This window comes from Arthrobacter sp. AG258 (assembly GCF_004364695.1).
Taxonomy (GTDB): domain Bacteria; phylum Actinomycetota; class Actinomycetes; order Actinomycetales; family Micrococcaceae; genus Arthrobacter.
This window is the reverse complement of the sequence record NZ_SOBI01000003.1, coordinates 366,384-384,480: the sequence shown is the minus strand read 5'-3', so window position 1 is coordinate 384,480 and position 18,097 is coordinate 366,384. Positions and strand designations below refer to the sequence as shown.

At 67.8% G+C, this 18,097-nt stretch carries 20 protein-coding genes; 10 read left to right on the top strand and 10 right to left on the bottom strand.

All coding sequences use genetic code 11. The annotated features are described in order from the left end of the window. The first annotated feature begins 1 nt into the window (after window position 1). The 6 genes from DFO47_RS08195 (at window position 2) to DFO47_RS21100 (ending at window position 5,479) form a co-directional block, all read left to right on the top strand. Window positions 2–2,128 carry a prolyl oligopeptidase family serine peptidase gene (locus tag DFO47_RS08195; protein ID WP_133831298.1) on the top strand — a complete coding sequence of 709 codons (2,127 nt, stop codon included), beginning with the start codon at window positions 2–4 and terminating at the stop codon, window positions 2,126–2,128. A 34-nt stretch (window positions 2,129–2,162) separates the two neighbouring features. Next, window positions 2,163–2,672, top strand: coding sequence for an amino-acid N-acetyltransferase (locus tag DFO47_RS08190; RefSeq protein WP_133831297.1), 510 nt, complete (start codon window positions 2,163–2,165; stop codon window positions 2,670–2,672). Window positions 2,673–2,910: 238 nt separating this feature from the next. Continuing rightward, window positions 2,911–3,912, top strand: coding sequence for a dihydroxyacetone kinase subunit DhaK (dhaK, locus tag DFO47_RS08185; protein WP_133831296.1), 1,002 nt, complete (start codon window positions 2,911–2,913; stop codon window positions 3,910–3,912). A gap of 2 nt (window positions 3,913–3,914) precedes the next feature. Further along, a complete protein-coding gene (gene dhaL / locus DFO47_RS08180; protein WP_109044049.1) occupies window positions 3,915–4,547 on the top strand; it encodes a dihydroxyacetone kinase subunit DhaL in 633 nt (210 codons plus the stop codon). Then, window positions 4,544–5,236 (top strand): dihydroxyacetone kinase phosphoryl donor subunit DhaM, encoded by a 693-nt coding sequence (gene dhaM / locus DFO47_RS08175; protein WP_133831295.1) that lies wholly within the window; start codon window positions 4,544–4,546, stop codon window positions 5,234–5,236. Before dhaL ends, dhaM begins: the two co-directional genes overlap by 4 nt. A 69-nt stretch (window positions 5,237–5,305) precedes the next feature. Further along, window positions 5,306–5,479 (top strand): hypothetical protein, encoded by a 174-nt coding sequence (locus tag DFO47_RS21100; protein WP_166651687.1) that lies wholly within the window; start codon window positions 5,306–5,308, stop codon window positions 5,477–5,479. A gap of 7 nt (window positions 5,480–5,486) precedes the next feature. Here DFO47_RS21100 and DFO47_RS08170 read toward each other — a convergent pair whose 3' ends face one another. The 3 genes from DFO47_RS08170 to DFO47_RS08160 all read right to left on the bottom strand — a co-directional run bounded on the left by DFO47_RS08170 (window position 5,487) and on the right by DFO47_RS08160 (window position 7,359). Then, entirely contained in the window at window positions 5,487–5,969 is a 483-nt protein-coding gene (locus DFO47_RS08170) for a hypothetical protein (RefSeq protein ID WP_133831294.1), read from the bottom strand. Between the two features lie 79 nt (window positions 5,970–6,048). Next, complete coding sequence (locus DFO47_RS08165; RefSeq protein WP_133831293.1) at window positions 6,049–6,480, bottom strand: DUF3592 domain-containing protein; 432 nt, start codon at window positions 6,478–6,480, stop codon at window positions 6,049–6,051. 60 nt (window positions 6,481–6,540) lie between these two features. After that, the gene (locus DFO47_RS08160) at window positions 6,541–7,359 is read right to left on the bottom strand and encodes an A/G-specific adenine glycosylase (RefSeq protein ID WP_231369918.1); all 819 of its coding nucleotides are present in this window, start codon (window positions 7,357–7,359) and stop codon (window positions 6,541–6,543) included. 274 nt (window positions 7,360–7,633) lie between these two features. Here DFO47_RS08160 and DFO47_RS08155 point away from each other — a divergent pair, with 274 nt between their 5' ends. Further along, window positions 7,634–8,317: a hypothetical protein gene (locus tag DFO47_RS08155; RefSeq protein WP_133831292.1), complete on the top strand. Its 684-nt coding sequence runs from the start codon at window positions 7,634–7,636 to the stop codon at window positions 8,315–8,317. Window positions 8,318–8,369: 52 nt separating this feature from the next. On the opposite strand, the gene disA is transcribed toward DFO47_RS08155, so the two are convergent. The 3 genes from disA to DFO47_RS08140 all read right to left on the bottom strand — a co-directional run bounded on the left by disA (window position 8,370) and on the right by DFO47_RS08140 (window position 10,477). After that, window positions 8,370–9,446, bottom strand: a complete 1,077-nt coding sequence (disA, locus tag DFO47_RS08150) for a DNA integrity scanning diadenylate cyclase DisA (protein WP_018763186.1) — start codon at window positions 9,444–9,446, stop codon at window positions 8,370–8,372. 244 nt (window positions 9,447–9,690) lie between these two features. Beyond that, window positions 9,691–10,194: a 2'-5' RNA ligase family protein gene (locus DFO47_RS08145; protein WP_018763187.1), complete on the bottom strand. Its 504-nt coding sequence runs from the start codon at window positions 10,192–10,194 to the stop codon at window positions 9,691–9,693. 40 nt (window positions 10,195–10,234) lie between these two features. Then, window positions 10,235–10,477, bottom strand: a complete 243-nt coding sequence (locus DFO47_RS08140) for a hypothetical protein (RefSeq protein ID WP_133831291.1) — start codon at window positions 10,475–10,477, stop codon at window positions 10,235–10,237. 195 nt (window positions 10,478–10,672) lie between these two features. Between DFO47_RS08140 and DFO47_RS08135 the strand changes: the two genes are divergently transcribed. Beyond that, the gene (locus DFO47_RS08135; protein WP_018763189.1) at window positions 10,673–12,286 is read left to right on the top strand and encodes a peptide chain release factor 3; all 1,614 of its coding nucleotides are present in this window, start codon (window positions 10,673–10,675) and stop codon (window positions 12,284–12,286) included. Window positions 12,287–12,296: 10 nt separating this feature from the next. Next, window positions 12,297–13,532, top strand: coding sequence for a beta-ketoacyl-[acyl-carrier-protein] synthase family protein (locus DFO47_RS08130; RefSeq protein WP_133831290.1), 1,236 nt, complete (start codon window positions 12,297–12,299; stop codon window positions 13,530–13,532). Between the two features lies 1 nt (window position 13,533). Here DFO47_RS08130 and DFO47_RS08125 read toward each other — a convergent pair whose 3' ends face one another. The 4 genes from DFO47_RS08125 to DFO47_RS08110 all read right to left on the bottom strand — a co-directional run bounded on the left by DFO47_RS08125 (window position 13,534) and on the right by DFO47_RS08110 (window position 17,737). Next, entirely contained in the window at window positions 13,534–15,147 is a 1,614-nt protein-coding gene (locus DFO47_RS08125; protein WP_133831289.1) for an aldehyde dehydrogenase (NADP(+)), read from the bottom strand. 37 nt (window positions 15,148–15,184) lie between these two features. After that, the gene (gene kdgD, locus DFO47_RS08120; protein WP_109044041.1) at window positions 15,185–16,099 is read right to left on the bottom strand and encodes a 5-dehydro-4-deoxyglucarate dehydratase; all 915 of its coding nucleotides are present in this window, start codon (window positions 16,097–16,099) and stop codon (window positions 15,185–15,187) included. A gap of 161 nt (window positions 16,100–16,260) precedes the next feature. Further along, window positions 16,261–17,145 (bottom strand): LysR family transcriptional regulator, encoded by an 885-nt coding sequence (locus DFO47_RS08115; RefSeq protein ID WP_133831288.1) that lies wholly within the window; start codon window positions 17,143–17,145, stop codon window positions 16,261–16,263. 103 nt (window positions 17,146–17,248) lie between these two features. Continuing rightward, on the bottom strand, window positions 17,249–17,737 hold the full coding sequence (locus DFO47_RS08110) for an NUDIX domain-containing protein (RefSeq protein WP_133831287.1): 489 nt from the start codon (window positions 17,735–17,737) through the stop codon (window positions 17,249–17,251). A gap of 116 nt (window positions 17,738–17,853) precedes the next feature. Between DFO47_RS08110 and DFO47_RS08105 the strand changes: the two genes are divergently transcribed. Next, window positions 17,854–18,093, top strand: a complete 240-nt coding sequence (locus DFO47_RS08105; protein ID WP_018763195.1) for a hypothetical protein — start codon at window positions 17,854–17,856, stop codon at window positions 18,091–18,093. The last annotated feature ends 4 nt before the right edge of the window (window positions 18,094–18,097 follow it).

Genomic DNA, 18,097 nt, shown 5'->3' with positions numbered 1-18,097 from the left:
CATGGCTAACTTGGAACCGGTGATCCCGGATGAGCAACCACTGACCCCCTTCCACGACCTCGACCACTACCTCTCCATCCCACGGGTAAGCGGCCTTGCCCTGAGCCCCGACGGTTCGCGGCTGGTCACCACCGTCAGCACCCTGAACGGCAAGGGCACCGAATTCGCCACGGCGCTGTGGGAGCTGGACCCGGCAGGACAAAAACACGCCCGCCGCATCACCCGCAGCGCCAAGGGCGAAGCGGGTGCCGCCTTCGCGGCCAACGGTGACGTGTACTTCACGTCCGCACGGCCGGACCCGGACAGCCCGGACGAGGAGCCGGTCAACGCGCTCTGGATGCTTCCCGCTGACGGCGGCGAAGCCCGGGTGGTCCTCAGCCGGCCCGGCGGCATCAGCCGCATCATGACGGCCAGGGACGCCGACGCAGCCTTTGTGACGGCAGAGGTCCTGGCCGGATCCGCCGACGAAGGCGACGACGCCGAGCGGCGCAAGTCCCGGAAGGACAAGAAGGTCTCGGCCATCCTGCACAGCGAATACCCGGTCCGCTACTGGGACGCGGACCTGGGGCCGGCCCAGCCGCGCATCTTTGCCGTCGAACCGGGGGAGGACACGGCTCCTGGCAAGCCCGCCACGGTTGACGCCACCGCACCCCTTGCCCTGCGCAACCTCACGCCCGACGCCGGGCCCCGGCTGCGCGAGGCGGAAACCGTGGTCAGCCCGGACGGGAAGACCATTTACAGCAGTTACACCAAGTCCCTCGCCAAGGCTGACAGTCGATCCATCCTCGTGGCCGTGGATGTGGCCTCGGGCAGCCTCAAGGTCCTGCTGGACCACGAAGGCATGAGCTACTTTCCGGGGCCCGTCAGCCCTGACGGCAGGACGCTCGTGGTGGTCAGCGAGTCCGACTCCACCCCGCACAAGGCGCCGGAGATCAAGCTGCACCTGCTCGACGTGTCCGGTGACGCCGCCGTCGACGACGCTTCCGGCCTGCAGCCCCTCGCCCATGACTGGGACCGCTGGGCCAAGCCCGCAGCCTGGCTTCCGGACGGCTCCGCCATCCTCGTCACGGCGGACGACGACGGCGCGTCGCCGGTTTTTCGGGTCAGCGTTCCGTCCGCTGCCGCCGAGGTGGGCGTCACAAGGGTGACGCAGGACTCCGCGGCGTACACCGACGTCGCCATCTCTCCGGAGGGACGCCACGCGTACGCCCTCCGGAGTTCCTATGCGTTCCCACCCGAGGCCGTGCGCATCGACCTGGCCACCGGCGAAACCACGCGCCTGCCCGCTCCGGCCGAACGCCCGGCCAGTCCCGGACGGCTGGAGCGCATCGCGGCCTCCGCTGCCGACGGTTCCCGCGTCCCCGCATACCTTGCGCTGCCGGAGGGTGCCTCTGCCGGGTCCCCGGCGCCGCTGCTGCTCTGGATCCACGGCGGTCCGCTGGGCTCCTGGAACGCCTGGACCTGGCGATGGAACCCCTGGCTCCTGGCGGCCAAGGGCTACGCCGTCCTGCTCCCCGACCCGGCCTTGTCCACCGGATATGGGCAATCGCACATCCAGCGCGGCTGGGGTTCCTGGGGGAAAGCGCCATTCACCGATCTCATGGCCGTCACGGACGCCGCCGTGGAGCGCCCGGATATTGACCCGGCGCGGACCGCCGCCATGGGAGGGTCTTTTGGTGGCTACATGGCCAACTGGGTTGCGGGCAACACGGACCGGTTCAAGGCCGTGGTGACCCACGCCAGCCTGTGGGCCCTGGACCAGTTCGGTCCCACCACGGATGCCTCGCAGTACTGGCTGAAGGAAATGACCGAGGAGATGGCACTGGAGAACTCCCCGCATCTCCACGCGGAAAACATCAGCACCCCCATGCTGGTGATCCATGGCGACAAGGACTACCGGGTGCCCATCAGCGAGGGCCTGCGCCTCTGGTATGAGCTGCTGTCCAAGTCCCGGCTGGCCGCGGACGACGACGGGCAGACGCCGCACCGGTTCCTCTACTTCCCGGACGAGAACCACTGGATCCTCAAGCCACAGCACGCCAAGGTCTGGTACCAGGTGGTGGAGTGGTTCCTGGCCAGGAACGTCCTGGGCCAAGAGACCGAGCTGCCGCCGGAACTCGGCCTCTAAATTCCCGGCCACCCCGACCTCGTAGGATGGCTTTGTGACTGACTCCTTCCACATCCGCCCTGCACGCACCAGCGACGTCCCGGCCATCAAGAAGCTCGTGGCGCCCCTGGCTGAGGAACGCATCCTGATGGCGAAGGAGACTGTGGCGTACTACGAGAGCCTGCAGGAGTTCAGGATCGCCGAGTCCAGTAACGGCGAAGTGATCGGCTGCGGGGCGTTGCACGTCATGTGGGAGGACCTTGCCGAAATCCGCACGCTCGCGGCCTCCGGGCAATGGCGGGGCAAGGGGGTGGGGCACGTCCTGGTGGAGAAGCTGTTGGAGGAAGCCCGGGCCCTTGGTGTGGCCCGGGTTTTCTGCCTGACGTTCGAGGTGGACTTCTTTAAGCGCCACGGATTCGAAGTGATGGCCGACCAGTCCGCCGTGGACCCCGAGGTGTACTCGGAGCTCCTGCGCTCCCATGACGAAGGCGTGGCGGAATTCCTGGACCTGGCCCGCGTCAAGCCGAATACCCTGGGCAACACACGGATGATCCGCATCCTCTGAACGCCGTCCCGGCAAGGAATCAATGACCCGTCCTTGCATTATTCGAATTGATGGATAAACTATCTGTGGCCGGGATATGGGGGGCCTCAGGAAAGGGACAGTCATTGGGGGCTGTCCCTTTGCTGCGTCCGGGGCAGGGGTGCGGGGAAAACCGGATCGAACGAACCTACCGCCACCGGCCACCCCGGTAGTAGGGTCAAAAAACACATCCTCCAGGAGCGCAGCCAGGAGCACCGCCATGAAGAAACTCATCAACGATCCCAAATCCGTCGTCGAGGAAGCCGTCCAGGGGTTTGGCCTGGCTTACGCCGACCTTGTCACGGTCAACAACGACCCCATCTACATCACGCGCAAGGATGCGCCCGTGGCCGGCAAGGTGGGGCTGGTTTCCGGCGGAGGCAGCGGCCACGAGCCGCTGCACGCCGGCTATGTGGGCAAAGGAATGCTCGACGCCGCCGTGCCGGGGGCGGTGTTCACCTCACCGACGCCTGACCAGATCCTTCCGGCCACCCTGGCCGTCAATTCCGGCGCCGGGGTGGTGCATATCGTCAAGAACTACACCGGTGACGTCCTGAACTTCGAAACCGCCGCCGAGCTCGCCGAGGCCGAAGGCGTCACCGTCCGCACCGTCCTGGTCAACGACGACGTCGCAGTGGAGGACTCGCTCTACACGGCCGGCCGACGCGGAGTGGGAGGCACCGTCCTGGTGGAAAAGCTCGCCGGGGCCGCGGCGGAACGCGGCGACGACCTCGACGCCGTGGCCGCCATTGGCGAGAGGGTCAATGCCAACGTCAGGACCATGGGCGTTGCGCTGTCCGCCTGCACCGTTCCCCACGCCGGCACCCCGAGCTTCGACCTTGCCGACGACGAGATCGAAATCGGCATCGGTATCCACGGCGAGCCAGGCCGGCACAAAATCCCGATGGAAAACGCAGACAGCATCACCAACCGCCTGCTGGAACCCGTCCTTGCCGACCTGCACATCAGCGCAGGGGACAAGGTGCTGCTGTTCGTCAACGGCATGGGCGGCACCCCGCTGAGCGAGCTCTACATCGTGTACCGGCGGGCCGTGCAGGTGCTTGCCGACGCCGGGGCCACGGTGGAGCGCTCGCTGGTGGGCAACTACATCACCGCCCTGGAGATGCAGGGCTGCTCCATCTCGGTGCTCCGGCTCGATGACGAGCTTACGGAACTGTGGGACGCCCCCGTCCACACCGCTGCCCTGCGCTGGGGCGTCTAACCATGGGGCTGGACGCGAACTGGGCCGTGAAATGGCTGACCCTCTGCGCGCAGGCCATGGCCGAGCACCGGGTGGAACTGATCGAACTGGACCGGGCCATCGGGGACTCGGACCACGGCGAGAACATGGACCGCGGCTTCCAGGCGGTCCTGGCCAAGCTCGGCGAATCCATGCCGGAGACACCCGGCGCGGCCTTGAAGATGACGGCAATGACCCTGATGTCCAAGGTTGGCGGTGCTGCCGGCCCGCTCTACGGTACCGCTTTCCTGCGCGCCGCCACGGCGGTGGGCGATGCTGCCGAGATCGATCCCTCCGCCTGGGCCGATGCACTGGCAGCCGCCCGGGACGGGATCGTGGCGCGCGGGAAGGCGGAGCCAGGGGACAAGACGATGGTGGACGCGTGGACACCCGCGGTTGACGCTGCGCGGGCGGCTGCGGACGGCGGCAGCGCAGGCCTCCTTGGCGTCCTCGTGGCGGCAGCGGAAGCTGCCGAGGCCGGTGCCGTTGCCACGGATCCGCTGATTGCCCGCAAGGGCCGCGCCAGCTACCTCGGCGAACGCAGTGCCGGGCACCGGGATCCCGGCGCTGTTTCCAGCGCCCTGATCCTGCGCGCGGCAGTCGGGGCTGCCGCGTGACCGTAAGCATCGTGGTGGTGTCCCACAGCGCAAAGATTGCCGATGGCGCCACGGAACTTGCCGCCCAGATGGCACCTGGTGTGGTGCTCCTGGCCGCCGGAGGCACCGACGACGGCAGGATCGGCACCAGCCTGGAAAAGGTCCTCGCCGCCCTGGAGCAGGCCGGCGGGGACGGGACAGTGGTCCTCACGGATTTGGGGTCGGCCGTGATGACCGCCGAATCGGCTCTCGAGTTCCTGGGAGATCCCGAAGGCGTCCTGCTCGCAGATGCGCCCCTGGTGGAGGGCCTGGTGGCCGCGGCGGTGGCTGCGCAGGGCGGGGCTGACGCGCAGGCAGTCAAGCGTGCTGCGGAGGCGGCGTTCGGCTCGGCCCGCCAGCCGGCGCCGGACTCCGGCCAGGCCGCCGAAGAGGGCCCGGGCGCCGGCGCACCACCGGACTGCACCGGTGACTTCGAGCTGGTAAACCAGGCCGGCATGCACGCCCGGCCGGCGGCGAAAATGGCCGGCGGCCTATCCTCCCTCGACGCGGAAGTGACCATCAACGGGGTGGACGGCGCCTCCATGACGGGCCTGATGACCCTGGGCGCAGGCAAGGGTTCGGTCCTGCATGTGGAGGCCTGGGGCGCGGATGCCGAACGGGCCGTGAGCTACGTGGGCGCCTTGGTGCAGTCCGGCTTCGGTGAACCGTGACGTTCCAATCCGTGGCTTCGCGGTGTGTTCCGGAGGCCTGCGCGCTTTCCTGGGAATAAGCTCGATGCCATGGAACGGCCGCCTGCAGAGAACCCACCGGATATTGAAGTGCTGGACGGCCAGATATCCGTGGAGGAGCTGCTCGCGGAACTCGGGTTCGAATGGACCGCTGAGCCGGTGGACGGCGGTGTGGTGACCGGAACGTCGGGAGGCGAACCTTTCAGCCAGCCGGCTCTCTTCTAGCCCCGGCTCAGGTCCGCGGGTGCAGCCCCGAGCTGTCCAGCGTGACGGATGCTGACACGACCTTGCCGCATTCCTTACCGAAGGGATACGCCGCCTGCGGGTGGAATTCCAGGGTCCGCACGGGCAGGGCGGAGCCGTCTGTGGCGGCGCCGGAGGCCGTGATGGACATGGGTGATTCGGTCAGGGTTTCCAGCATGAGCATCCCCACTGCGGTGCCGTCGGGCGAGGCCGTGGCGGAACAGATCCCACCAGCGCAGCCTTGGTCAACGGATGCGCTGCCGGGGCGCAGTTCAAGTTCCCCCTCCTTGCACGTACCGTCCTGGCAGGCGCGAAGATGCAGCTTGCCGACCCGCGGAGCGTAGTCGGCGCTGACTGTGACGGAGACGGCGGTGGCCTGCGCGATGGCGGGGCACGCGCTGGGGGTGGATCCGCACGCCGGCAGGGACACCGCGGCGGTGATCAAAACCAACAGGAGTCCGGGCCTGCCCATACTTTCAGGCTACGTCCCGGGGCGGGACTACAGGGCGGTTCGTCCCGGATTAGCGGCAACATCGTTACCCGCCCCGCGGTCACCCGAACGGGAAGATTCCGATGAACCAGAACAGGGCGATCGCGAAGACCGCGAAGAACGGGACCAGGCAGCCGAGGGCGGCACGTGACGATGAGGAAACCTGGAACGACTCGTTGGGATTCGCCGGGTTGTACGCCACCTCCACGAGGGATCCCGGGACGGGCTGCTCGGCAAGGGAGACCTCGGACTTGCCCATGAAGAGGGTGCCCTGCGGATCCGTGAACTGGTAGGTGGGGTAGTGGCGGAGGTTCCGGTTGGAGCCGCCCACGCCGCTGGTCCAGCCGGTGGTGCTGCCGGTTACTGTGGCCTGCGTCTTGGGCCAGGCCGCCGTCCGTTGGTCCTGCTGCCTGGTTTTGCGCACGGAGCGCACCAGCGCGGCGATGGCGGCGGCAACGAACAGTGCCCACACGATGTACAGAATGATCTTCATGGCTTCCCCCGGTTCCGGTCACCAAGAAGTATGCCATCCCCGTCCCGCACTCCGGGCGGCTCAGGCCGGGAGCCGGTAGCCGCCGTCGTGCATTTCTGCCAGGCCGTCCGCGAGCAGCCCGGCAAGCGCCCGTTCCAGCTGTTCGGGCGCGGAGTTGAGCCGGTGCAGGGCGGCCAGCGGCACGCCGACGCCTTCCGGGGCGAAGCCGAGGTCGGCGGGTTCGCGTTGGAACATCTCCGGCGGCACGGGCGCATCGGCCAGCCGCAGGACGGCCAGGACGGCGCCGCGGACCTGCCGGTCGGTGCCGTGCCAGGCCTGGCCTTTGGGCACGTACGACGGCGGCGGCTCACCCGCCGCTAGCCAGGCACAGGAGTCCTTCACCGGGCACGCGGCACACTTGGGTGCCCGGGCCGTGCACACCAGCGCTCCCAGCTCCATGACCGCAGCGTTCCAGCGCACGGAGGTGTCGTCGTCGTCCGGCAGCAGTGCCGCGGCCAGGCGCATCTCCGCCGCGGTCAGCGCGGGGGCGGGAAGGGCGACGCCGGAGATCAGCCGGGCGTGCACCCGGCGGATGTTGGTATCCACCACCGTTTCCCGGCGGCCGTAGGCGAAGGCGGCCACCGCCGCAGCCGTATAGCTGCCCACCCCGGGAAGTGCCAACAGGGCCGCGTACGTGTCCGGGACCTTGCCGCCATGGTCCTGCACAATGGCCGTGGCCGCGGCGTGCAGCCGGAGTGCCCGCCTGGGGTAGCCCAGCCGGCCCCAGGACCGCACGGCTTCGCCCGCGGGTTCGCCGGCCAGGCCGGCCGGGGTGGGCCAGCGCTTGAGCCATTCGTGCCAGACGGGAAGCACCCGCACCACGGGGGTCTGCTGCAGCATGATCTCGCTGACCAGTACGCCCCAGGGGGAGCAGTCAGGCTCCCGCCAGGGGAGGTCGCGGGCGATGCCGGCGAACCAGCCGTTGATCCGGTGATGGAGCCGCTGCAGGCGGTCCGGGCCGGGCACGGCCGGGGTGGTGGCGATGGTTTGAGTGTCGATTCCAACACTGTAGTTGATCGTTTCCGGCCCGCTGAAAACCGGTTGTGACCAGAGCGATGGCGGCCCGGCGGCGTGGTGGCGGTGCAGAACCAGAGGCGTTCCATAGCCTAGGAGGATGGGCAGGCAAGGCAATTCATCAGCACGCGGCACGGCATCCGGTTCCAGCAGCGTCCGGAAGCCGAGCCCGGCCGTGTACCGTCGCCGCCGGCTGGCAGCCGGCGGTGCCCTGCTCCTGGTGATCGCCCTGGTGCTGGGCGGCCTCGCCCTGGCGGGGGCCTTCAAGGGCGGCTCGCAGCAGGCCTCCTCGACCCAACCTTCCACCGCTGATCCGGCGGCTTCCCGGACGCCGTCCGCCACGGCGTCCGCGACGCCCTCCGCAACGCCGTCGCCTACTGCCGCAGCCACACCCACGTGCAACCAGAACCTGGTGACCGTGACGGCGTCCACGGACAAGGCCGCCTATGGTCCCGGCGAAAACCCGATGCTCACGCTGAAGGTCACCAACGGCGGAACCGTGCCCTGCGAGGTCAATATCGGAACCTCGCAAATGGAGTTCCTGGTCACCAGCGGCTCGGACCGGATCTTCTCCTCCAAGGACTGCCAGGCGTCAAGCGAGGACCTGGAGAAGGTCATTGCCCCCGGCGCCAGCGAAACCGCCAACTTCCCTTGGGGCCGGAACCGCAGCGCCGATGGCTGCAAGCCCGTCTCGGCAGCACCCGGCGGTGGCGGGGCGTACTACATCTTCACCGCGAAACTCGGCTCGCGGGCCAGCCCGAAGGCCGTGTTCCAGCTGAACTGAGCCCACTGGGAAACCTCCGTGGTTTCCCGGCGCGCGGGAGCTCGATTCGTGTTTAGAGGAAGCGGTCCAGGAGGCTTGCTTCGGCCATCCGGCTCAGTCCTTCGCGGACCGTGCGGGCGCGCTGGTCGCCGATGCCGTCCACGGTCATCAGGTCATCGATGGTGGCGGCCATCAGGAACTGCAGGCCACCGAAATGGTCCACCAGGCGGTCCGCCACGGCCTTGGGGACTGCCTTCAGGCCGGACAGCAGCCGGTAGCCGCGCGGCTGCACGACGGCATCGAGATTGGCCTCGCCGCCGGCGAATCCCACGATCGCCGAAATCTTGCCCAGGTCGATCAATTCCGTTGGCCCCAGGTTCACCAGTTCACTGACGGCCTTCTCGATGTCCTCCGCGGAGGCGTTGGGGCTGGCGTAGTCGCGGATGATCACGTCGCTGCCGGGGCCCCGGCCCACCGTGAGTTCGTCGAGCTGGAGGGACAGAAGCCGGCCGTCCTCGCCGAGTTCCAGGACATACTGGGAGATTTCCTCGGAGATGCGGCGGACCATTTCCTGCCGCTGCAAGGTCACGGCCACGTCCCGCACCGTCACCATCGCCTCGATTTCCAGGGCCGAAAGGGAGCTGGTGACTTGGTCCAGCCGGGCGCGGTAGCGCTCAAGGGTGGCAAGGGCCTGGTTGGCGCGGGCCAGGACGTTTTCGGAGCCTTCCAGGACGTGCCGGAGGCCATTGACGTAGAGGGCGATGATCTGCATGGACTGGCTCACGGAGATCACCGGGACGCCGGTCTGTTTGGCCACCCGCTCGGCCGTGCGGTGGCGGGTTCCGGATTCCTGCGTCTCGATGCTTGAGTCCGGGACCAGCTGGACGGCGGCCCGCAGGATGTTGCCGGCGTCCTTGTCGCAGATGATGGCGCCGTCCATCTTGGCCAGCTCGCGCAGCCGGGTGGGCGAGAACTCGATCCCGATATCGAAACCGCCGGAGCAGATGGAGTCGATGGTCCGGTCGGAGCCCAGGACGATCAGCGCACCGGTACGCCCGCGGAGGATGCGTTCCAGGCCGTCGCGGAGGGGCGTTCCGGGGGCTACCCTGCCCAGAGTGGCCCGCAGCGATTCTTCGGGGCTCCGCGCCATGGTGTTTCCCTTCAAAGGTGCGGACCGCCGGCCGCGGGAATGCCGGCATCCGCAGTTGGCCGGCAGGATCAAAAAGTGCGCTGATTCCCGCAAGCTCAATGATAGGGGTAAGAAACGCCACTTCCGCACGGGCAAGCCCCAAAGTGCCTCATTAGGGGGTGCTTGGAACAGGAGGGAAAGTGGGCGCTGCGGACGGTCCCGGGAGGGCACTTTGCCCTGCGTTGGCCCTGGCTCCGGGCCCTGTTCAGGAGGACCCGTTGGCCAGGGGCGTCACGGTCCTGGTGCTCCCGTCCCAAAGCCTGGCGCCGGTGCACCGGCCCTCGATGCGCAGGTCCAGCAGGTCCATCGCTGTTCCGAGTTGGGGCCCGGCGATGCGCCGGGCAATGGTGACGTGCGGCGTCCAGGCTCCGGGACGCGTCAGTGGAAGCGCCCCGGACACGTCCCGGTGCAGCGCGCGGTGCAGGTCCAAGAGGGCGGGATCCAGCAGGACCGAGCGGGCCAGGACGTACTTCCCCGTACCCGCAGGGAAAATGATTGCCCCGGAGAACGTCACGTCCAGGGGCAGCTGGTCCCAGGGTCCATCCGGACCGGCCTCCAGCTCTGCGCCTGCAGCCAGCGTGATGTGCGGGCTGTTGCTGGGGGAGGTGTGCGCCGCCAGGCTGGGGAGGCCGGCAGCCGCAAGCCGTGCCCAGTCGGCCCTGACCAGGGAATCGGTGGGGTCATCGAAGACCAGCTCGATGCTGCGCATGAACACATCATGCCGTTCCCGCGGCACGATGGTGGGAACGTCAGCGTTTACGTTCCCTGAGCATCCGCTCCAGGTCGCGGCTGACTTTGGAGAGGGAGGCTGCCCGGAGCGCCTTGTGTTCGGCGGCCGACTGGACACCGCGCTTCCGCGCCGCCCCGGGGTGCCTGGCGGGAGCCGGGTCGGCAGTTCCGGTGGTGGCCAGGCCTGCGACGAGGTTGTTGCCGAGGTTTGTTGCCAGCGGATCGAAGAAAAGGTTGCCGGAGAAGGTGGGACCGTGCATCATCCGCCCAAGCTAGCCGGTACGCATTTCGTGGCCTTGAACGTCCGGTTTCGCACTCGTTAAGCGGAACGGCTCCCGTTTGCGGCCCTGCGATAAACTTGTACTTTGGCCGCTTGCCAATGACATTCCCCGCCCTTGAGTCGCAGCGCACTACCCGACAGGCCCCTGGGCAGCCACAACCGCAGCGAAAGTAGCACCGTGTCCCAAGATGTCCTGACCCCCGCCCGGATCTCCGAGATTCACAAGGAAGCGGGCCGCCGCAGGACCTTCGCCGTCATTTCCCACCCGGACGCCGGTAAGTCCACGCTCACCGAAGCGCTGGCCCTGCACGCAAAGGTGATCGGCACGGCCGGCGCCTCAAGCGGCAAGGCCAACCGCCGGGAAACGGTCTCGGACTGGATGCAGATGGAAAAGGACCGCGGTATCTCCATCAGCTCTGCGGCGCTGCAGTTCTCCTATCGGGACACCGTCATCAACCTGCTGGACACCCCCGGCCACGCCGACTTCTCCGAGGACACCTACCGGGTGCTCGCCGCCGTCGACTGTGCCGTGATGCTGGTGGACGCCGCCAAGGGCCTGGAAACCCAGACCATGAAGCTCTTCGAGGTCTGCAAGCAGCGCAACCTGCCCATCATCACCGTCATCAACAAGTGGGACCGCCCGGGCCTGGACGCCCTGGCCCTGATGGATGAAATCACCGAACGCACCGGCCTGCAGCCCATGCCGCTGACCTGGGCCGTGGGCATCTCGGGCGATTTCCGCGGCGTCTGGGACCTCCGCAACGACCGCTTTGCCCGGTTCCAGCGGAACAATGCCGGCGCCCAGATCGCCATCACGGAATACTTCACCCCGGAGGAAGCCGCCGAAAACCAGGGCAGCAACTGGTCCGACGCCGTGGATGAGGCCGGACTGGTCATCGAGTCCAACCTTGAGTTCGACGTCGATGCCTTCCACGCCGGCAAGGCCACCCCCATCCTGTTCAGTTCGGCCGCACTCAACTTCGGTGTCAAGGAACTGCTGGACGCCCTGGTGGATTTCGCTCCGCCCGCAGCTCCCCGGCCGGACATCGACGGCAACCCCCGAGCGGTGGAAGCGCCGTTCTCCGGCTTCGTGTTCAAGGTCCAGGCCGGCATGAACAAGGCGCACCGGGACCACGTGGCCTTTATCCGCGTCTGCTCCGGCGTCTTTGAGCGCGGGATGGTGGTCACCCAGACCCGCACCGGAAAATCATTCGCCACCAAGTACGCACAGCAGGTTTTCGGCCGCGAACGCGAGGTCATCGACGAGGCCTACCCCGGCGATGTGGTTGGCTTGGTCAACGCTTCCTCGCTGCGGGTGGGAGACAGCCTGTTCCTTGACGAAGCAGTGGAATACCCGGCCATCCCGCTGTTCGCCCCGGAACACTTCCAGGTGGCACGGTCCAAGGACCCCAGCAAGTTCAAGCAGTTCCGCCGCGGCATCGAACAGCTCGAGCATGAGGGCGTCATCCAGCTCCTCCGCTCCGACCTCCGCGGCGACCAGGCACCGGTGCTCGCCGCCGTCGGACCCATGCAGTTCGAGGTGGTGGAGGACCGCATGGCGCACGACTTCAGCGCTCCCATGCGCCTGGAGCGCCTGCCGTACTCCCTGGCCCGGATTTCGACGGCGGACGCTATGCCTGCCCTGGCCAACGTTCCGGGCGCGGAGGTGCTCCTGCGGTCCGACGGCGAATACCTCGCATTGTTCAATGACGTTTGGGCGCTGCGGCGGATCGAGAAGAACCATCCGGACCTGACGCTGCTGCCCATCGGCACGCACAACCCGGCGAAGTAGGGCGGCTCCGATGCCTGACATGCCTGTCCAACCACGCGTCCTGGTCACCGGCGCCGGAACCATCAACCCGCTCGGTTCCACCGTGAAGGAAACCTGGGAGGCGCTGCTGGACGGGCGCTCAGGGATTGCGGAGCTGACCCAGGACTGGGCGGAGCAGTTGCCGGTCAAGATCGCCGGGCAGGTCACGGCGGACCTTTCGGAGCACCTGGGCACCCGTGAAATGAAACGGATGGACCGCTGCGGCCAGCTGGCCCTGGTCGCGGCGCGGGAAGCCTGGACCCAAGCGGGCACCCCGGACGTGGACCCGGAGCGGTTCGCCGTGGTGATCGGCTCCGCCTACGGCGGCCTTGGCTCCACCCTCGAGCAGGACCGCGCGCTGGGACGCTCCGGCCCGCGCAAGGTGTCCCCGCACACCCTCACCCGCCTCATGGTCAACGGCCCCGCCGCGTGGGTGTCCATCGACCTTGGTGCCCGTGGCGGCGCCCGGACGCCCGTGAGCGCCTGCGCGTCAGGGGCTGAGGCGATTGTGCAGGCTGCCGAAATGATCCGCTCGGGTGCCGCCGACGTCGTGATTGCCGGCGGGGTGGACGCCTCGGTGAACGATCTGGTGATCAGCGGCTTTTCGCAGATCCGTGCCCTGTCCACGCGCACCGGCGATCCGCAGCGCGCCTCCCGCCCGTTCGACGGCGGCAGGGACGGCTTTGTGCTGGCAGAAGGCGCCGCAGTGGTGGTGCTGGAAAGTGAGGCACACGCACGTGCGCGCGGTGCCGCCGTGCTGGGTGCCGTGGCCGGCGGGGCCGTGACCTCCGACGCCAACGACATCGTGGCCGCGGACCCCGCCATGCAGCGCCGGGTCATGCAGAAGGCGCTTGACTCGGCCGGGATGCAGCCGGCGGACATCGGGTTCATCCATGCGCATGCCACCTCCACTCCCGTTGGTGACCGGCTGGAAGGCCAGGCCATCAACGCCGTCTTCGGCGCCGACGTGCCGGTCACCTCCAACAAGGGGCACACCGGCCACCTGCTGGGCGGTGCCGGGTCCCTGGCCGCCGTCGTGGTCCTCGAAGCCCTGCGGACCGGCCAGGTGCCGGGAACGCTTAACGTGGAGGAGCAGGACCCCGACGTGGACCTCAACGTCATCACCGAAGGCACCCACCGCCTTCCGCCGGGATTTGCCCCGGCAGGGCTGGTGAATGCCTTCGGTTTTGGCGGCCACAGCGTGGCCTTGGTGATAACGGGCGCGTAAGTTACGCGCCCAGCGCGGCTTCCGCTTCGGCGGGGGCGACCTCGCCGTCGATCCGCCGGTTCAGGTGCCAGGGGTTGGCGTCCTGCAACGCCTCGGGGAGCAGTTCCTGGGGCAGGTCCTGGTAGGCCACCGGGCGCAGGAAGCGGTTGATGGCCAGCGTTCCCACCGACGTGGTGCGGGTGTCCGACGTGGCCGGGAAGGGGCCGCCGTGGACCATGGCGTGGCCAACTTCCACCCCGGTGGGCCAGCCGTTGACGATGATGCGTCCCACTTTTTGTTCGAGGACGGGGATCAGCCGTGCCGCCGTCGGGTAGTCCGGTTCGGTGAGCTGCAGGGATGCGGTGAGCTGGCCCTCTATCCGGGAGGCAGCCTGCAGCAGGTCTTCGATGCTCTTGTAGCGGATCACCAGGGACGCCGCACCGAAGATTTCCTGGTGCAGGATGGGGTTGCCGGTGAACTGGTCCACGCCGGTGCCGTAGATGGCCGGTGCCGGGGCGTTTTCGGTGGTGCCGGGAGAGCCCTGGCCAATCAGTTCGACGCCGGCGGCCGAGCTGAGCGCTTCGGTTCCGGTGTTCCAGGACGCGGCGATGCCTTCGGTGAGCATGGTCTGGCCGGTACTGGCGGCGATGGCGCGTCCGACGGCGGCGGCTAGTTTGTCTCCCGGCTCGCCTGCGGGGGCGAACAGCAGGCCGGGGGAGGTGCACAGCTGGCCTGAGCTGCCCGTGACGGAGGCGACGTATTGCCGGGCCAGGGCGTCGATGCTGTCGGGGCTGCCGGCGAGGGCGCCCTCGAAAACGAACACCGGGTTCAGGGAGGACATTTCCGCGTAGACCGGGATGGGTTCCGGGCGCGCGGCGGCGGTGCGCATCAGGGCGAGGCCGGCGGTCTGGGACCCGGTGAAGCCGACAGCCTTGATGGCGGGGTCGGCGACCAGTGCCTGGCCGATGCTGGAGCCGGGACCGTAGATCAGGGAGAAGACGCCGGGATGCAGTCCTGCTTCCTTGACGGCTTTGCTGACGGCCTGGCCCACGAGTTCGCTGGTGCCGGGGTGGGCGTTGTGGGCCTTGAAGACGACCGGGCAGCCTGCGGCGAGGGCCGAGGCAGTGTCTCCGCCCGCCGTCGAGAAGGCGAGCGGGAAGTTGCTGGCGCCGAACACGGCCACCGGGCCGAGCGGTATCTGGCGCTGGCGGATGTCTGCGCGGGGGAGCGGTGTGCGGTCGGGGAGGGCGGGGTCGATCCGGACGCCGCGGAAGTCGCCCTGGCGGACCACGCCGGCGAACAGGCGCAGCTGGCCGGTGGTGCGGGCACGCTCACCGGTGAGCCGGGCTGCGGGCAGGCCGGATTCCTGCCCGGCGCGGGTGATGAGTTCATCCCCGATGGCGTCGATGTTGTCCGCGATGGCTTCCAGGAACGCGGCGTGGGTTTCCGGGTCCAGGGCGCGAAAGGACGGGAACGCTTCGGCGGCTGCGGCCGTTGCGGCCTTGAGCTGTTCCGCGGTGAGCAGGGAATAGGCCGGTTCCAGGGCCTTATTGGTGGCCGGATCGAAGCCGTTGGTGGTCTTGCCGTCGCCGGCAACCGGCCGGCCGGCGATGAGTGAATGTCCGGTGAGGTTCATGGGTTCCTCCTGTGGTGGGAGTGGTGCTGTTTGTCTCTCAGGAAACGGTGGCGATCAGGGCTTTGAGGTCCGCGAGGTCCTGCGGAGCCAGGTTCTGCAGCGGCGTGCGCACCGGCCCTGCCGACCGGCCGATGGCGTCCAGGCCGCCCTTCACGATGGACACCGAGTAGCCTTTCACACGGTCGCGGATGTCCAGGTAGGGGATCACGAACTCGTTGAGCTTCTTGTTGACGGCGGCGCGGTCGTTGTTGCGGACGTCCTGGTAGAAATCCAGCGCGAACTGCGGGACGAAGTTGTACATGGCGCTCGAGTAGGTGCTCATCCCCAGCTGCAGCAGGGGCAGGGCGAACGTTTCCGCCGTGGGCAGGCCGCCCAGGTAGAAGAGCCGGTCACCGAGCTTGGCGTAGACGCGGGCGTCATGTTCCAGGTCTCCCACGCCGTCCTTGAACCCGATCAGGTTCTGGTGCCGTTCGGCCAGGGTCGCCACGGTGGTGTCCTTGTAGATGGCGTTGGCGCGGTTGTAGATGATGACGCCGAGCGAGGTTGCGCGGCAGACGGCACTGACGTGCCCGGCCAGCCCTTCCTGGTCTGCTTCGGTCAGGTAGGGCGGCAGCAGCAGGATGCCTTCTGCGCCGGCGGCTTCTGCCGCCTTGGCGTTTTCGATGGCTTGGGCGGTGGACCCGCCGGCCGATGCCAGCACGGGGACCCGGGCTCCCACTTCGTCGACGGCGGTGCGCACCACCCGTTCCGATTCGGCCGGGGTGAGGGAGAAGCCTTCGCCGGTGCCGCCGGCAGCGAACAGGCCGGCCACCGGGAAGCTTGCCTGCCACGCCAGGTGCTTGCGGTAGTTCTCCTCGTCGAACGCCAAGGTTGCATCGAACGAGGTGACGGGAAAGGACAGCAGTCCTTCCTTGAGGGTGTCCGCCAGTTCCTGGGGTGTGTACCGTGCCATGGGGTCCTCCGGTGTGTTGCCGCGGGCGGCGGGTCTGGGTGGTTTTCTCCAGCCTAGGGACCGTTATTGATGCCTGTCCAAGTGCTTTTTTGGATGCTTTGATACCTTTGAGGCATGGATGAATGAATCCGCGTGCCTTGTGCCGGACCCGGGAAGCGCCGTTATTCCGTGGCGAATTTCAGGTCCCGGAGCAGGCGGGAGAGCGCGGGGTTGGTGATCCGCCGGTTCCACAGGGCGTGCAGTTCCACTGGCTCGCGGCTCCCGCCCGCCAGTGGCAGGAAGCCGACGCCGTCTATGCCCAGCGTGGTGGCCGAGTGGGGAACGAAGGCCAGTCCGCGCTTTGCGGCCACCAGCGAAACCATGGTGAGGATCTGGCTGACCGTATGCACCACGTTGGCGTGCCGGACGGGGAACATGCGGATGACGAGGTCGTAGAAGTATCGGGCCTGGGTGGGGGAATGCATGATCAGTGGCTCGTCGTTGAGGTCGTCCGCGGTGACCGGCCGGTCCAGGAGTGCGAGCCGGTGACCTTCCGGTACGGCAAGCACCATGGATTCCCGGTAAAGCAGGCGCGAGTCAAAGGTGGCCTGGTCGAAGGGCGGGCGGGCGAGGCCCAGGTCCAGTTCGCCGGTCAGCAGCCCCGCAAGTTGCTCGCCGGTGACCAGTTCCTGCAGCTCGATATCGACGTCGGGGATGACGCGTGACAGCTCGTCCAGCACGGGGCCAAGAATGCTGAAGCCGCTGGCTGCCGTGAAACCGATCCGCAGCACGCCCGAGCGTCCGGACGCGATCCGGCGGGCCGTTGCAGGTGCGCGTTCGGCCAGCGCCATGAGCCGTCGGGCCTCGTCCAGGAACGTCCGGCCGGCGGAGGTGAGCTCCACCTTGCGGTTGTCCCGCTCCAGCAGCTCGGCCCCGACGATCTTCTCCAGCTTTTGGATCTGCCGGCTCAGGGGAGGCTGCGTCATGTTCAGCCGCTCGGCAGCCCTGCCGAAGTGCAGCTCCTCCGCTACGGCGATGAAGCCGGCCAGTTGGTCGAACGTGAACATGATGCCCTCCGGGTATCAAAAGGTAACGACTTAGCTTAGCCGGGCATCGTAATGTCAGTGGCCGCCGTCAGGGCCGGGCCAAGGAACAGCTGCAAGTTCCTGCCTAAGCCGGTGAAAGGTCCTGGAGCAGCGCGTCCAGGACGGGCAGCTGGCCCTTCACGAGTTTGAGCCGGGCCTCTTGCTCCGGGAACCAGTGGGCGTCGTCGATCTCGGGGTAGTGCTGGATCTTTCCCGATCCCTTGGGCCATTCAAGGGGGAAGGTGTTGCTGCGGATGGCTTCCGGTGAAAACCCGGCCTCGGCTGCGAAGACGGTAATGATTTTTCCCGACGACTGCCGGAATTCACCCAACAGGCGGTATTCGGCGTCAGGGGCGGGGACGCCCATTTCCTCGGCGAATTCGCGCTGCGCCGCGGCCAGTGCATCCTCGCCGTCGGAGTACTCCCCTTTGGGGATGGACCAGGCATGGGCGTCCTTACTGCTCCAGAACGGGCCGCCCATGTGGGCGATCCACACCTGCAGCCCATCGCCGGGGCCGGCCGCGTGGCCCTGAGGCCGCTGGTACAGCAGGATGCCTGCACTTCGAACCGGCATTTGGGTTCCTTCCCGGCTGTTGTTGACGACGCTCAATCGCCGTCCGCCGTTAACGTGGTATTCACGGCCCTGCTTTAGGTTATTCCTTCAGGCACTCTGCTCGAAGGGACCCGGTCATGGCCAATATTGCTGAGGTTTTGGGACGGCTCACGCCGGAGGAAGTTGCTGAACTCCGCAGCCTGGGTCCGCAGGGCCACCTGCCGCGGCACCTGGTGGAAGCGCTGGACCGTGCCGCCGGGGGAACGGGATCCGGCCGCGGCTACTACGTGGCAAACGGCAACGTCAGCTCAACCGGCGGGCCCCTTATGGTGCTGCGCAGTGACGTCTCGAACTGGTTGACCGGCTCCGGTTCCTGATCGC

Coding starts and splice junctions, on each gene's coding strand:
- DFO47_RS08195 (WP_133831298.1), top strand. CDS start 2: ATGGCTAACTTGGAACCGGTGATCCCGGATGAGCAACCACTGACCCCC.
- dhaK (WP_133831296.1), top strand. CDS start 2,911: ATGAAGAAACTCATCAACGATCCCAAATCCGTCGTCGAGGAAGCCGTC.
- dhaL (WP_109044049.1), top strand. CDS start 3,915: ATGGGGCTGGACGCGAACTGGGCCGTGAAATGGCTGACCCTCTGCGCG.
- DFO47_RS21100 (WP_166651687.1), top strand. CDS start 5,306: ATGGAACGGCCGCCTGCAGAGAACCCACCGGATATTGAAGTGCTGGAC.
- DFO47_RS08170 (WP_133831294.1), bottom strand. CDS start 5,969: ATGGGCAGGCCCGGACTCCTGTTGGTTTTGATCACCGCCGCGGTGTCC.
- DFO47_RS08165 (WP_133831293.1), bottom strand. CDS start 6,480: ATGAAGATCATTCTGTACATCGTGTGGGCACTGTTCGTTGCCGCCGCC.
- DFO47_RS08160 (WP_231369918.1), bottom strand. CDS start 7,359: ATGCTGCAGCAGACCCCCGTGGTGCGGGTGCTTCCCGTCTGGCACGAA.
- DFO47_RS08155 (WP_133831292.1), top strand. CDS start 7,634: ATGGGCAGGCAAGGCAATTCATCAGCACGCGGCACGGCATCCGGTTCC.
- disA (WP_018763186.1), bottom strand. CDS start 9,446: ATGGCGCGGAGCCCCGAAGAATCGCTGCGGGCCACTCTGGGCAGGGTA.
- DFO47_RS08145 (WP_018763187.1), bottom strand. CDS start 10,194: ATGCGCAGCATCGAGCTGGTCTTCGATGACCCCACCGATTCCCTGGTC.
- DFO47_RS08140 (WP_133831291.1), bottom strand. CDS start 10,477: ATGATGCACGGTCCCACCTTCTCCGGCAACCTTTTCTTCGATCCGCTG.
- DFO47_RS08130 (WP_133831290.1), top strand. CDS start 12,297: ATGCCTGACATGCCTGTCCAACCACGCGTCCTGGTCACCGGCGCCGGA.
- DFO47_RS08125 (WP_133831289.1), bottom strand. CDS start 15,147: ATGAACCTCACCGGACATTCACTCATCGCCGGCCGGCCGGTTGCCGGC.
- kdgD (WP_109044041.1), bottom strand. CDS start 16,099: ATGGCACGGTACACACCCCAGGAACTGGCGGACACCCTCAAGGAAGGA.
- DFO47_RS08115 (WP_133831288.1), bottom strand. CDS start 17,145: ATGTTCACGTTCGACCAACTGGCCGGCTTCATCGCCGTAGCGGAGGAG.
- DFO47_RS08110 (WP_133831287.1), bottom strand. CDS start 17,737: ATGCCGGTTCGAAGTGCAGGCATCCTGCTGTACCAGCGGCCTCAGGGC.
- DFO47_RS08105 (WP_018763195.1), top strand. CDS start 17,854: ATGGCCAATATTGCTGAGGTTTTGGGACGGCTCACGCCGGAGGAAGTT.